At 69.8% G+C, this 13,343-nt stretch carries 13 protein-coding genes and 1 tRNA gene; 7 read left to right on the forward strand and 7 right to left on the reverse strand.

Going from position 1 to position 13,343, the window contains the following annotated elements; translation table 11 throughout:
* Positions 1 to 35 precede the first annotated feature (35 nt).
* The 4 genes from AQJ91_RS41640 (at position 36) to AQJ91_RS41655 (ending at position 3,147) form a co-directional block, all read left to right on the forward strand.
* Positions 36 to 473 carry an ATP-binding protein gene (locus AQJ91_RS41640; RefSeq protein ID WP_067033205.1) on the forward strand — a complete coding sequence of 146 codons (438 nt, stop codon included), beginning with the start codon at positions 36 to 38 and terminating at the stop codon, positions 471 to 473.
* 92 nt (positions 474 to 565) lie between these two features.
* Complete coding sequence (locus AQJ91_RS41645) at positions 566 to 1,294, forward strand: GntR family transcriptional regulator (protein WP_067033210.1); 729 nt, start codon at positions 566 to 568, stop codon at positions 1,292 to 1,294.
* 123 nt (positions 1,295 to 1,417) lie between these two features.
* Positions 1,418 to 1,768, forward strand: a complete 351-nt coding sequence (locus AQJ91_RS41650) for an SCO3933 family regulatory protein (RefSeq protein ID WP_067033212.1) — start codon at positions 1,418 to 1,420, stop codon at positions 1,766 to 1,768.
* Between the two features lie 5 nt (positions 1,769 to 1,773).
* Entirely contained in the window at positions 1,774 to 3,147 is a 1,374-nt protein-coding gene (locus tag AQJ91_RS41655) for a tyrosine-type recombinase/integrase (protein ID WP_079085596.1), read from the forward strand.
* A gap of 49 nt (positions 3,148 to 3,196) precedes the next feature.
* Here the strand turns inward: AQJ91_RS41655 and AQJ91_RS41660 are convergent.
* A tRNA-Gly gene (locus tag AQJ91_RS41660) sits at positions 3,197 to 3,270 on the reverse strand.
* Between the two features lie 524 nt (positions 3,271 to 3,794).
* Between AQJ91_RS41660 and dcd the strand changes: the two genes are divergently transcribed.
* The 3 genes from dcd to AQJ91_RS41675 all read left to right on the forward strand — a co-directional run bounded on the left by dcd (position 3,795) and on the right by AQJ91_RS41675 (position 5,735).
* Positions 3,795 to 4,370, forward strand: a complete 576-nt coding sequence (gene dcd, locus AQJ91_RS41665) for a dCTP deaminase (protein ID WP_067033216.1) — start codon at positions 3,795 to 3,797, stop codon at positions 4,368 to 4,370.
* 8 nt (positions 4,371 to 4,378) lie between these two features.
* Positions 4,379 to 4,861 carry a phosphoribosyltransferase gene (locus AQJ91_RS41670; RefSeq protein WP_067033218.1) on the forward strand — a complete coding sequence of 161 codons (483 nt, stop codon included), beginning with the start codon at positions 4,379 to 4,381 and terminating at the stop codon, positions 4,859 to 4,861.
* 88 nt (positions 4,862 to 4,949) lie between these two features.
* Positions 4,950 to 5,735 (forward strand): single stranded DNA-binding domain-containing protein, encoded by a 786-nt coding sequence (locus tag AQJ91_RS41675; protein WP_067033220.1) that lies wholly within the window; start codon positions 4,950 to 4,952, stop codon positions 5,733 to 5,735.
* A gap of 75 nt (positions 5,736 to 5,810) precedes the next feature.
* Here the strand turns inward: AQJ91_RS41675 and AQJ91_RS41680 are convergent, their stop codons facing one another.
* The 6 genes from AQJ91_RS41680 to AQJ91_RS41705 all read right to left on the reverse strand — a co-directional run.
* Entirely contained in the window at positions 5,811 to 6,806 is a 996-nt protein-coding gene (locus tag AQJ91_RS41680) for a Yip1 family protein (RefSeq protein ID WP_067033222.1), read from the reverse strand.
* Positions 6,807 to 6,902: 96 nt separating this feature from the next.
* On the reverse strand, positions 6,903 to 8,336 hold the full coding sequence (locus AQJ91_RS41685) for an FG-GAP-like repeat-containing protein (protein ID WP_067033224.1): 1,434 nt from the start codon (positions 8,334 to 8,336) through the stop codon (positions 6,903 to 6,905).
* A gap of 40 nt (positions 8,337 to 8,376) precedes the next feature.
* Positions 8,377 to 9,780, reverse strand: a complete 1,404-nt coding sequence (locus AQJ91_RS41690) for an FG-GAP-like repeat-containing protein (protein WP_107122674.1) — start codon at positions 9,778 to 9,780, stop codon at positions 8,377 to 8,379.
* A 35-nt stretch (positions 9,781 to 9,815) separates the two neighbouring features.
* Positions 9,816 to 11,228, reverse strand: a complete 1,413-nt coding sequence (locus AQJ91_RS41695; protein ID WP_067033228.1) for an FG-GAP-like repeat-containing protein — start codon at positions 11,226 to 11,228, stop codon at positions 9,816 to 9,818.
* Positions 11,229 to 11,304: 76 nt separating this feature from the next.
* The gene (locus AQJ91_RS41700) at positions 11,305 to 12,798 is read right to left on the reverse strand and encodes an FG-GAP and VCBS repeat-containing protein (RefSeq protein WP_067033229.1); all 1,494 of its coding nucleotides are present in this window, start codon (positions 12,796 to 12,798) and stop codon (positions 11,305 to 11,307) included.
* A gap of 178 nt (positions 12,799 to 12,976) precedes the next feature.
* Positions 12,977 to 13,343: ATP-binding protein (locus AQJ91_RS41705; RefSeq protein WP_067033230.1), on the reverse strand; the 367-nt coding region annotated here is incomplete at its 5' end.

Raw genomic sequence — 13,343 nt, forward strand, 5'->3', positions numbered from 1 at the left:
CGACTGCGACGGCAGCGGCAAGGAGTGAGCACCGGATGGCCTACACGATCGACCGCTACCCCGACCAGGGATCACCGCGACTTGGAGCGATGAACCTGCATCCCATCGCGGAGTCCGTACCCCGGGCTCGACGCTGGTTCCGGAAGTTCATCGCCCCGTACAACCCGGCCTGCTCGGTCGACGATTGTGCGCTGATGATCTCGGAACTGGTCACCAATGCCATCCGCTATGGGCGAGCGGATGACCCCTGGACGGTCCGAGTGGAGTGGTTCCGCGAGGGGACCTCGCTCCGGGTCGAGGTGCACAACCCGGGCTTCCCAGCGAACGTGCGCCTCCGACACCCCGACGCCAACGACGCGCACGGGCGCGGACTGCTCCTGGTCGACTCCATCGCCGAGTCGTGGCACTCCGGGCCCAGTCGCTTCGGAGGAACGGTGGTCTCCTTCGTGGTCGCCGATGCTTGGCCGTCATAGAGGGAATACGCTCCGCTGGTACTGCGTCGGCGGATTCGTCGCTAGTCTGGTTGACCGGTTGACTTGGCCAATCTCGACAGGCGGCGGCATTCATGGCGTATGAAGTGGAGGCACCGAAGTACGTGCGCCTCGCTCAGACCATTCAGAGTCGCATCGAGGACGGCACGTACGCGCCCGGTACCCGCGTGCCCAGTGAGAACCAACTGGTGCAGGCCTTCGGGATGTCCCGCCCGACCGTCGTCCGGGCGCTGGAGCTGCTGAAGCGGGATGGCTGGCTGGAGTCCCGGCAGGGATACGGCACGATCGTGCGCGGCCGTCCGGCGCTCGTCGAGCACAAGGACCGCCGAGGGAGCGAAGCACTCGCGCGTGACGAGTCTCAGGCCTTCGGGCGCCTGGTGGAGGTCGTTCACGTCCCCGTTCCGGCGCGTGTCGCCTCCGTGCTCGGGCTGCCGAAGCGGGCCAAGGTTCTGATGCGCCGGTTCCTGGCCGAGGAGGACGGCGAACCGGTCGAGTTGGTCTCGTCGTACTTCCCCGCCGGCCTGGTCGAGGGCACCGAGTTGGAGAGTTCCGCCCCCTTGGGCGGCAGCACCCGCGCGCACCTGGAGGCGCGGAAGAAGGTTCGCTTCGATCACGTGACGGAACGGGTTTCGGCTCGACTGCCCGAGCGGAGCGAAGCTGAACTGCTGGACCTCCCGGACGGCGTTCCCGTCCTCAGTGTCCTCGTCGTTGCGTACGACGCCTCTGGTCAAGCGCTGCAAGTCTCTGACGTGCTTCTTCCTGCTGACCGGCAGGAGCTGGAAGACACCTACCGCCTGAACTGAGCCTGATTCGGGGCCAGTTCCACCAACTTCTCGCTTGACAAGTCAACTTGGCATCCGTAGCTTCGAACTTGCTAAGTCAACCTGTCAGGTGGCAGGTTGATCGACTCAGAAGGAGAAACCCCTGTGCGTGTGATTCGCATTGACGCCTCGAACGCCACGATCCTGCTCACCGAAGCGCCGGCGCCGAAGGTGCGCGACCGGCAGACCGGCGAGATCGCCAAGGACGCCGTGAGCGGTGAGGCACTCATGACCGTCGGCGTCGTCTACATCGACGAGGGCGAGTCGTCGCTGATTCAGGTCACCATCCCTGAGAGCGGCGTGACGGACGGCTTGGCCGTCGGTGCTCCGGTCTCGCTGCCGGGGCTCATCGCCCGGCCCTGGGAGAGCGTGTTCAACGGGCAGCAGCGGCACGGCATCGCCTACCGCGCCACCGCCGTCATGCCCGGCGCGTTCCAGATGGCTCAGGCGGGCTGATCGACGTGACCGACCTGGTGACCTGGGCAGAGCTGGGTGGGGGACTCGCTGCGATAGGTGGCGCGGCCTACGCCCGGCACGCCCACCCGGCGGCGTACTGGTCCACGGTCGGGCTGCCCCTCTCGGTGGCCCGGCTGCTGGCCTCGTACTCCTCGACCATGGACGCATGCGGGCTGACCGTCGAGCCGTCCCGCTGGCGGGCCCTGGCCGTCCGGGCCACCACCCGGCGGGAGGTCCGGCCGGTTCCCCCGCGCCGCGGAGTGATCCGGCCCAACTCGACCGGCCTGCGGGTAAGGCTGCGGCTCGCCCCCGGGCAGGAACCGGCTGACGTGGCCGCTTCGGCCGAACGGCTGCGGCACGCCTGGGGCGTTCACGCCGTGTACGTGCGGGACGTCAAGCCCGGTGTCGTCGAACTCCGGCTCGTCGGCTACGACGTCTTACGCAGGGTGCGGAGTGAGGACCTGTACCACTACCTCCTGGACGACCACGTTCTTCCCACCTTCGGCGAATCGGACCTCGACGAGATCACCGCGCCCCTGGTCCGCGAATGGCGCGCTGAACGCCTCCGTACGACCAAGGCGAAGACGACGACCGCCAAGGCGTACCGCCTCCTGAAAAGCATCATGGAGACGGCCGTGGACGACCTGATCAAGCGCAACCCGTGCCGGATCAAGGGTGCCGGAAAGGAGAAGGCGGCCGAACGCCGTATCGCCACCGTCGCCCAGGTCGACGCCCTCGCCGACCGGCTAGGCCCCCGCTGGCGCCTCATGGTCTACCTCGGCGCGTACGGTCCTCTCCGCCCCGAGGAACTGGCCGGACTCCGCCGCCGGGACATCGACGTCGAGGCGCTGAAGATCACGGTTCGGATCGCCGAACCGGAGCGCACGAACGGTCGCCGGGCTCCCGGCGATACCAAGTCCGAGGCAGGTACCCGGACCGTGTTCCTCCCGGAGTTCCTCCGTCGGGAGCTGCGACTCCACATGGAGCTCTACGCGGGCAAGGGAGCCGACGGACTCGTCTTCCTCGGGGAGAAGGGCGCGGCCTTCCGTCGCAGCACCTTCGGTAGGAAGTGGCGCAAGGCCCGTACCGTCGTCGGAGTCCCCGAGGGGTTCCGGTTCTACGACCTTCGTCACACGGGACACACCCTGTCGACGCGCTCGGGTGCCACCCTTAAGGACACGATGGTTCGCGCCGGCCAGTCCTCCGAGAAGGCCGCGCTGATCTATCAGCACTCCGACGACGAACGACAGCAGGAAGTTGCTGCCGGACTCGACGCGACCGTGCGCAAGGCACGCCAGGACGCTGCGGCCGTGCCAGAACCGGACACGGCTCACCCCGACGATCAGCGTTCTGGCACGAATCTGGCACGCGACAACTGATCACAGCGGACAGCAAAAAGGCCCGGGTCTCTGACCTGGGCCTTATTGATGGAGCGGGTGACGAGAATCGAACTCGCGCTCTCAGCTTGGGAAGCTGATGTTCTACCATTAAACTACACCCGCGTAAGACGCCGGTCGGAACCGGTGTCGGCTCGGTCACTCTACCTCATGGCAGGCCCCCGGCGTTGGCGCCGCGGGGTCTGTGTGCGTTTCGGGGGAGGGATCGGGCTGCGGGGCACCGGAGTTGGGGCGTACGGTGGAGACGTGGGAGAGGGTCCGGGCGGGACGGGAGTGCCGCCTGGAGGGCCGTCCCTTCCATCCCGTAATGTGGCTTTTGTCGTCAGGCAAGTAGTAGCCAGACGCGGCTCTTGGGGAAGGGACTCTAGGACTTGATGGAGCGCACCGTCGTCCGATGTGCCGATGGGCACGTGTTCAGTACCGCTTCGTTCCCGATGCAGCAGGCCGAGCGGCTCGGCCCCGGCCGGCTGGTCCGGTGTCCACGGTGTGCCCGGCTCCGCAGTGTGGTGCCGGTGGCCTTGGAGAAGCAGCAGCGATAGCGACAGCTGAAGCAGTAGCGACAGAGCAGTAGCGTTGGCGCGCGGACGTCCGATTGTGGTCGGTCCGCGCGCCCTGCGTATCCTCGGGGCGTGCTTCTCTCAGACAAGGACATCCGGGCCGAGATCGATGCCGGGCGCGTCCGGATCGATCCCTACGACGAATCCATGGTGCAGCCGTCGAGCATCGACGTACGGCTGGACCGCTATTTCCGGGTGTTCGAGAACCACCGGTACCCCCACATCGACCCGTCCGTCGAACAGGCCGATCTGACGCGGCTCGTGGAGCCCGAGGGCGATGAGCCGTTCATCCTGCACCCCGGGGAGTTCGTGCTCGCCTCGACGTACGAGGTCATCACGCTGCCCGATGATCTCGCGTCCAGGCTGGAGGGCAAGAGCTCGCTCGGGCGGCTCGGGCTTGTCACCCACTCCACCGCCGGGTTCATCGACCCGGGCTTCTCGGGGCATGTGACGCTCGAGCTGTCCAACCTCGCCACCCTCCCGATCAAGCTCTGGCCGGGCATGAAGATCGGGCAGCTGTGCATGTTCCGGCTCAGCTCGCCCGCCGAGTCCCCCTACGGGAGCGAGCGGTACGGCTCGCGGTACCAGGGGCAGCGGGGCCCCACCGCCTCCCGCTCCTTCCTCAACTTCCACCGCACCCAGGTGTGAGCGGCGGCATGAGCGACGTACGGGAGAACCTCACCTACGAGCGCTTCGGCGGTGCCGTCCGCGAACTCGCGCAGACCATCGCCGACGACGGATACGAGCCGGACATCGTGCTCAGCATCGCCCGCGGCGGCGTCTTCGTAGCCGGCGGGCTCGCCTACGCCCTCGACTGCAAGAACCTCCACCTGGTGAATGTGGAGTTCTACACAGGGGTGGGCACGACCCTCGAGATGCCCGTCATGCTCGCTCCCGTGCCCAACGTCATCGACTTCACCGACAAGAAGGTGCTGATCGCCGACGACGTCGCCGACACCGGCAAGACGCTGAAGCTGGTGCACGACTTCTGCCTCGATCATGTGGCCGAGGTGCGGTCCGCCGTCATCTATGAGAAGTCGCACTCGCTCGTGAAGTGCGAGTACGTGTGGAAGCGCACCGACGAGTGGATCAACTTCCCGTGGAGTGTTTTGCCTCCGGTACAAGGCATCCGTGTGTGATTAAGGCGTTGAAATAACAACGTGGTGAACCGTTGGCCAACGCCGTACGCTCCCTCTGAGTAATCAAAGATTCCGTGGGGGGACATTCATGCGTACAACCGCGCGCCTTGGCCTGCTCGGCACCAGCGTCGCGCTGGTCGCCACCACAGTCGGTGCCACGGCCGCCCAGGCAGAGGACGGCGGCTCGGGCAACATCACGATCGACAAGGTCGTCGTCAACGGCGGCAAGCCGGTCGTGGTGGGTACCACCCACGTGGTGTCCGCCAAGGTCTCCGTGACCGCGTCGGACGATTCGGGCATCGTCGAGACCACGTACATCAGCGCCTTCGGTCCGAAGCCGAACTACGCACAGATCTGGTACGACGACGGCGAGATCACGTGCGTCAAGGTGAGCGCCATCACGTCGACCTGCACGGGCACGCTGACGTTGGACCCGCAGGCGTCGACCGGCCTCGTCGACAACAGCGCGGCGGCCACCTGGAACCTCGCCACGCTGGTCTCCGCCCATGACTACGACTACATCCACCGGGACGCGGCCACCACGTTCAAGGTGCAGCGCTACTCGAAGCTGACGGTCAACGCCTCGCCGGAGCCGGTGAAGAAGGGCAAGACCATCACGGTCACCGGCAAGCTCTCCCGGGCCAACTGGGAGGACAACAAGTACCACGGCTACACCAACCAGCCGGTGAAGCTGCAGTTCCGCAAGAAGGGCAGCAGCACCTACACCACGGTGAAGACGATCACGTCTAACTCGACGGGCGAGCTCAGGACGACCGTCACCGCCTCCACCGACGGCTACTTCCGCTACAGCTTCGCGGGCACGTCGACGACTCCGGCGGTCAACGCGACCGGCGACTTCGTAGACGTCCGATAGAACAAGGGAAAAGGGGCTCCCCGCGGGGAGCCCCTTTTCCCTTGTTCTATCGGACGTTCTATTGGACCTGAAGTTCTAGAACGTGCCCAGCTTCACGATCGACAACAGTGCGATCAGCTGGATCGCCGACGCGCCCAGTGCCTTCGGCCACGGGAGGTCGTGGGACTTGGAGACCATCAGGGTGAGCAGGGCGCCGGCCGCGACCCAGGTGGCCCAGCCGAGGGCCTGGACGAAGGTCGCGTCGCCGCCGAAGAACATGGCGAAGACCAGGCGGGGGGCGTCCGTGAGGGACATGATCAGCATGGAGAGGCCGACCGTGGGCTGCCAGGCGCCGTTGCCGCCGAGCTGGCGGGCCAGGGTGTGGGTGACCACGCCCAGGACGAAGGAGCTGATGACCAGTGCCACGGCTGTCGTCAGGACGATCGGGACCGCGTTCGACAGGGTCGCGTTGATCGCGTCCGACCGTGCGCCGTCGAAGCCGAAGACCGCGAGCAGGCCGTAGAGGAACGTCACGATGAGGGCCGGGCCCCACATCGTGTAGTCGCGCATCTGGAGGAAGGTCTGGTTCGGCGCCGTGACGATGCCGCGCAGCAGGGGCTTCCAGTGCAGGCGGGGGCCGACGGGGGCTGCCGGGGCCGCGCCCGCCTGGTAGGTGCCGCCCTGGTTGTACGGGTCCTCGCCTACGGAGAACGCCTGGGTGTGGCCCGGGTTGTTGGCGGCGTACGGGTCCGGGGCGCCGGGGCCCTGCGGGTACCCGCCGTCGCCGAAGTACTCCGGTTCGCCCTGGCCGCCGGCGCCACCGCCGTAACCGCCGCCGGTCGCCTGCGGCCACCCGCCGCCTCCGCCGGAGCCGCCGTAGGGCTGCTGCGGCGGCGGGGGATAGCCGTACGGCGGTCCCTGCGGGGCCTGCTGTCCGTACGGAGGTTGTTGCGGTCGCGCTTGCGGGGCGCGGTTGTCCCGGCCGCCGCGTCCGATCCTGAATCCAGCCACGTCTTCGAACGTACCTGGTCCCGGAGAGTGACGTGCCGCGCCCGGCGCTCCGGGCGCGGCTTTGCGGCCGAGCTGTGACATCCCCTAAGGGATGCTCATGAGGAATGCTCATGTGCCCCTAAGGGACCTGTAAAGGGCGTGTGGAGGCCGGGGGTTGGGCCGGCGGAGGTCGGCGTCCTACCGCAGTGTCACCTGGCCCAGCCTCGCGGCCCCGGCCCCCGACAGGCCGGAGGAGCCCGGGCCGAAGCTGAGCGCGTTCGACGTGGTCACCCCGGACGCCGAGCCGCGCAGGCTCCAGACGGCGCCGGCCCCCTCGTTCTCGCCGTCGGCGCCGACGGCGAGGTCGGCCCTGCCGTCGCCGTTGAGGTCGGACAGGCGGACCGACGCGCCGAAGCGGTCGGTGGCCTCGGCGGTGCCGGGGACGCCGGCCGTGTCCTGGGTGAACGACTGGGCGCCGGTACTGGCCAGGCCGGTGGCCGAGCCGCGCAGTACGGTGACCATGCCGGCCAGGTTCAGGGAGCCGAGGTCCTCGAAGTACGCGCCGACGGCCAGGTCGGCGTAGCCGTCGCCGTTGACGTCGCCGAGGGCGAGGGCGTTGCCGAACCAGTCGGTCGGCTCCTCCGCGCCCGGCACTCCGGGGCTGTCCTGGGTGATGGTCTGGTGGGCCTGGGTGCGCACGCCGGACGCGCTGCCGAGCCAGAGGCTGACCGAGCCGCCGTCGCCCTCGTGGGCCGAGTCCGGGGGGCCGGCGGTGACGATGTCGTCGTAGCCGTCGCCGTTGACGTCGCCGGCGGACGCCAGCTCCCAGGCGTCGCTCTTCAGGAAGGTCTGGTAGGTGAGGCCGGAGGCGGAGCCCAGATAGACGAAGGTGCCGTCCTCGTACGTCCCGTCCTGCTGGCCGCTGATGACCAGGTCCGCGTAGCCGTCGCCGTTGACGTCGCCGTTGTCGAGGTTCTCGGCGCCGTAGAGGCCGCCCGCCGGGTAGAGGTCGGTGGCGAGCTCGTAGCGGGACGCGGCGCCGTTCGTCTTGGTGAAGCCGCCCTGGTGGATCCAGATGTCCTTGCCCGTGCTGCCGACGGCGAGGTCGGCGTCGCCGTCCCCGTCGAAGTCGTCGATGGCGAGCGACTTGCCGTACTCGTCGTGGGCGGAGACGGCCGGGTCGGGGACGCCCTTGCCGCCGGACAGGCCGCTCGCGGAGCCCCAGACGATGATGGCGGTGCCGCCGTCGGCGTCGCCGTCGACGTCCTCCTGCTCGGCGCCGACCACGAGGTCGGCGTACCCGTCGTTGTTGAGGTCGCCGGAGGCGAGGGACGAGCCGAACTTGTCCTCCTGCTCGGCCACGCCGGGGATGCCGCTGGTGTTCTGGGTGATCGTCGTACGGCGGGAGGCGCTGATGCCGGACGCCGAGCCGTAGGTGACGACCACGGCGCCCGCGCCCGGCTTGCCGTCGACCGTGGCGTAGGGCGCGGCGGTCACCAGGTCGCGGTAGCCGTCGCCGTTGAAGTCGTCGGCGTACTCGGCGGGCGCCGCCGTGGCGGTGAACGTGAGCAGGCCGCCGGTCAGCGCGGCGGCCGTGGCCGTCGCGAAGGCGAGTCGTAAGGGCTTGTGCATGTGATTCCTCCCGTTTTCCGTTGGTGTTGCCGTACGGCGGTCAGCCGCCCAGCGTCGTCCCGTAGCCGGGGCTGCCCGCCGTGGACACCCCCGTGGACGACGGGCCGAAGATCGTCGCGCCCGTGGTCGTGAGGCCGGTGGACGTGGTGCGCAGGGACCAGGCCGCGCCGTCGCCGCCGTTCTCGCCGGGGGCCGAGACCGCGAGCCAGGCGCGGTCGGCGATCTCGACTCGGCCGCCGAAGCGGTCGCCCGTCTCGGAGACGCCGGGGACGCCCGCGGTGTTCTGCGTGAACGACTGGACGCCGGTGGTCTTCAGGCCGGTGGCCGAGCCGAACAGGACGGTGATCATGCCCGTGTCGGTGTTCTCGCCGGGGGTGCCGATCGCCAGGTCCGCGTGGCCGTCGCCGTTGAGGTCGCCCAGGGAGACCGAGCCGCCGAAGCGGTCGCCGGTCTCGGACGCGCCCGGGACGCCGGCCGTGTTCTGGGTGAGGACGAGCGGGGTGCGGGTGGTGTCGGGGCCGTCGGGACCGCCGTAGACGACCGTGACCTTGCCGCCCTTCGCGCCCGCCGGGTCGGCGGAGGGCTCGCGGTGGTTGCCGACCGCGATGTCCGCGTGGCCGTCGCCGTCGATGTCGCCGACGGAGGACGCGTAGCCGCCGGGCAGCTTCCGCAGCCAGTCCATGTAGTTGCTGATGCGGCCGTCGGCCACGGCTGTGACCGCGTCGTCGCTGTTCAGCGCGCGGCTGTGCAGGATCAGGCTGTCGAGGCCCTCGCCGGTGACGTCTCCGGAGGAGAGGTGCTCGACGCCGTACGCGCCGTTCCACCAGCCGTTGCCGGAGCCCTCACTGCCGTTGAACGCACCGGTCTTCGTGAACGGCCCGTCGGTGGTGGTGAGGACGATCGAGCCCGTGGAGCCGACGGCGACGTCCGGGTCGCCGTCGCCGTCGAAGTCGCCCGCGGCCAGGGCCTTGCCGTAGCGGTCGTAGTCGGTGCGGAAGGGATCGGTGAAGGTGCGCGCCCCGGACAGGCCGGACGCCGAGCCCCAGACGACCGTCACCATGCCGGCGTTGGTGTCGCCGCTGAGGTCCTCGCCGGGCGCGCCGATCAGCAGGTCCGCGTAGCCGTCGGTGTTCAGGTCGGCGGAGGCGACGGCCGTACCGAACGCGTCGTCGGCCTCGGCCGTGCCGGGGACACCGGTGGTGTTCTGGGTGATCAGCGTGTACGTCGAGCTCTTCAGGCCGCTCGTGCTGCCGTACACCACCGACACCGCGCCCGCCTTCGCCTTGCCGCCGACCGTGGCGCCCGGGGCGCCGATCGCGAGGTCGGCGCGGCCGTCGCCGTTGAAGTCGTACGGGGCTGCGGCGGTGGCCGCGTGGGCGGCCGGGGCGGACAGCGCGAGCGGGGTCAGGGCGGCGGTGAGGAGGACGCCGGTGCGGAAGCGCATGGGTGTTCCTGTCCGGTGCGTGCGTTGACGGTGGGTCACTGGGCGATGGCCTCACCGACGTTGGCCGGGCCCTTGAGCGAGAGGCCGACCGCGGTGACTCCGGTCGCTCCCGAGGTGGTGATGCCGGAGGCGGTGCCGCGCAGGGTCCACAGGCCGCCGACGCCGTTCTCGCCGCCGACGCCGATGACGAGTTCGGCCCTGCCGTCCTTGGTCAGGTCGGTCAGCCGGACGGCGGAGCCGAAGGAGTCCTGGGACTCGGCGGTGCCGGGCACGCCGGAGGTGTCCTGGGTGTACCCCTTGGCGCCGGTGGTGGTCAGGCCGGAGGCCGAGCCGAACAGGACGGTCACCATGCCCGCGTCCCTCTTCGTACCGAGGTCCTCGCCGCGCGCGCCGACCGCGACGTCGGCGTACCCGTCGCCGTTGATGTCGCCGGTGGTCACGGCCGAGCCGAAGTGGTCGCCGGTCTCGCCCCCACCGGGCACGCCCGCCGTGTCCTGGTGGACGACGGTCGGGGTCTGCGCGGGGTCGGGGCCGGTCGGGCCGCCGTACCAGACGGTGATCTGGCCGCCCTTGTGGCCGTTGACGGAGTTGCCGTCGGCCGGGTCGCCGGAGTCGCCGAGCACGAGGTCGCCGTAGCCGTCGCCGTTGATGTCGGCGATGGAGCCCGCGAAGCCGTCGGCGTTCGGCAGTTCGGCCCGCGTGTACCCGGTGCCGGTCCAGCGGAAGTAGTCGACCTGCCCGGCGGAGTCACCGGTCACGCCGAACGGGTAGACGCGCTCGGCGGCGCCGTCGCCGGTCAGGTCGCCCGCGGTCACGTCGAACGTCGAGCCGAGCACGCCGATGGTGGTGTGGCTGGTGGGGCCGCTCGTACGGCTGAAGGGACCGTTGTAGATGCGGGTGCGGTTCTGGCCGGTGAGCGTCACGTCGTTGTCGCCGTCGCCGTCGAAGTCGCCGATCGCGACGCCGGAGGCGAAGCCGCCCCACTCGGCGAGGTCGGACGGCTGGGGCAGGCCCTTGCCGCCGGACAGGCCGGACTTGCCGCCCCAGATGACCGTGGCCGCGCCGACGCCGTCCCGGTCGCCGATGGACTCGTGCGGGGCGCCCACGACGAGGTCGGAGTAGCCGTCGCGGTCCAGGTCGCCGGCGGCCAGGCTGGCGCCGAACAGGTCGCCCCACTCGGCGGCGCCCGGAACGCCGGTGGAGTTCTGGGTGATCACGGTCTTCCGGGTGGCCGAGATCCCGGACGAGGAGCCGTACATCACGACGACGGCCCCGGCGGCCTGCTGGGAGCCGACCGTCGCGCCCGCGGCGCCGATCGCGATGTCGCGGTAGCCGTCGCCGTTGAAGTCGCCGGACAGGCCGGTGGCGGCGGAGGCGGTGCCGGCGGGCAGGGCGGTGAGCAGGCCGGTGGTGAGAGTGGCGGCCAGGAGGAGGGTGCGCTTGCGCAAGACGGGCTCCAGGGGGAAGCCGGGCCCGTCTGGGGGGACGGGCCCGGCGTGCGGCGGGAGTGGTGGGGCGGAGGGGTCAGTTCGCGAACAGGGCGCCGAACTCCGGGGAGCCGGTCGTCGAGACGCCCGAGGTGCTCGGGGAGACGGTGCGCGAGCCGGACGTGGTGATCTTCGTGCCGTTGGAGGGCAGGTAGGTCACACCGCCGTTGCCGCCGTTCTCGTACGAGCCGATGAGCAGGTCGGCCTTGCCGTCGCCGGTGACGTCGTCGAGCTTGACGTCGGCGCCGAAGAGGTCGTTCTTCTCGTTGTTGCCCGGGACGCCCGCGGTGCTCTGGGCGAGGCCCTGCATACCGGAGGAGGTGTTGACGCCGGACGCGGAGCCGTACAGGACGGTGACCATGCCGGTGTTCGTGATGCCGTTGATGTCCTCGTTCGGGGTGGAGACGACCACGTCCTGGTAGCCGTCGCCGTTGATGTCGCCCAGGTCGAGGTCCCAGCCGAAGCCGTCGTCGGTCTCCGAGGTGCCGGGGACGTTGCCGGTGTTCTGGGTGATGCCGGTGGTGGAAGCGGGGCCGGAGGCGGAACCGTAGGTGATGTTCACCTTGCCGCCCTTGGCCGCATCCGGGATGGTCGTGCCGTCGCCGGTGGTGGCGTTCCAGGCCGCGCCGGTGACGATGTCGCCGTAGCCGTCGCCGTTGATGTCGCCGATGCCGGTGACGATGCCTGGCTTGAGGGCCTGGGCGGAGGCGGCGCTCAGGCCGCTCGCGGTGCCGGGCACGTAGTAGTTGGTGTTCCAGCCCTGCTCGGTCTGGGTCTCGTATCCGTCGACGATCAGATCGCTGCGGCCGTCGCCGTTCACGTCGCCGGCGGTCAGGTACAGCGGGCCGTACGGGAAGCTGTTGGTGCCGGACTGGATCGGGGGCTTGACGGTGTAGCGGCCGCCCGGGGTGCCGGAGGTGGTGAAGCCGCCCTTGTAGACGTGGATCGTGCTGCTGGAGGTGCCGACGGCCAGGTCGGCCTTGCCGTCGCCGTCGAAGTCGCCCGCGGCCAGGTTCTTGCCCCAGAAGTCGTGCGAGGAGCGCGCCGGGTCCGGGACGTCGCTGCTCTTGCCGGTGAGGCCGCTCGCGGAGCCCCACAGGATGGCGAGGCCGCCGCCGTTGGTGTCGTCGCCGACCTTCTCCCACGGGGAGGCCACGGCGAGGTCGTCGTAGCCGTCGCCGTTGAAGTCGGCGTACGCGATCTCACCGCCGAACCCGTCGCCCGCCTCGGCGGTGCCGGGGACGCCGGTGGTGTTCTGGCTGATCGTCGAGCGCTTCGCGGACGATACGCCGGTGGCGGAGCCGTACAGCGCGACGATCTGGCCGGCGCCTTCGCGGCCGTTCACATAGGCGCTGTGCGCGGAGACGGCCACGTCGCCGATGCCGTCGCCGTTGAAGTCGGCCTGCGGGACGTGGGTGGAGTCGGCGGCGGTCGCGGACCCGGCCGTGACCGAGAGCAGACCGCCGGCCAGGGCGGCAGCGGCGGCCGTCGCGAGGGCGAGGCGCAGACGCCGGTGATGGTGCTGATGCATGCGGGGTTCTCCTGCGGCATGCGGGGATGCCTGGCGGGCATCCGCAGACGATGGGGTGCGACCGTCCGTGTTCGCCCGGAGTTGGTCCTGGGTTCACGGAGTGGTCGGCGATCAGGAGACCTGCGATGGGGCTCAAGGGTTGCACGTGAGTTCGGTAAATCTTTGAACTTCCTGAGGCTCATCGCGGCTTGGCGTCCAGTTCGCACCAGATGTACTTTCCGCGGCCGCCTCGGGGGCCGTCGACCTGGAACCAGCCCCAGTCGTCGGCGTAGCTCTTGATGAGCTGGAGGCCCCGGCCGGCTTCGTCATCTGCGGGGGCTTCGGTGGTGGGCGGTGTGGGGTCCGTGTCCCAGGCGCCGAGGCGGAAGGAGCGGCCGGACTGGCGGAGCTTCAGGGCGGCGGGGCCGGTGGTGTGTCTGATGGCGTTGCCGAGGAGTTCGGAGGCGAGGAGCTGGGCGGGTTCGATGAGGGTGGGGAGGTGGTGGGTGGTGAGGATGTCGGCGAGGGTGCGGCGGGAGATGGCTACGGATCGGGGGTCGTGGGGG

The sequence above is a fragment of the Streptomyces dysideae genome (assembly GCF_001514305.1).
In the GTDB taxonomy this organism is placed as follows: Bacteria; Actinomycetota; Actinomycetes; order Streptomycetales; family Streptomycetaceae; genus Streptomyces; species Streptomyces dysideae.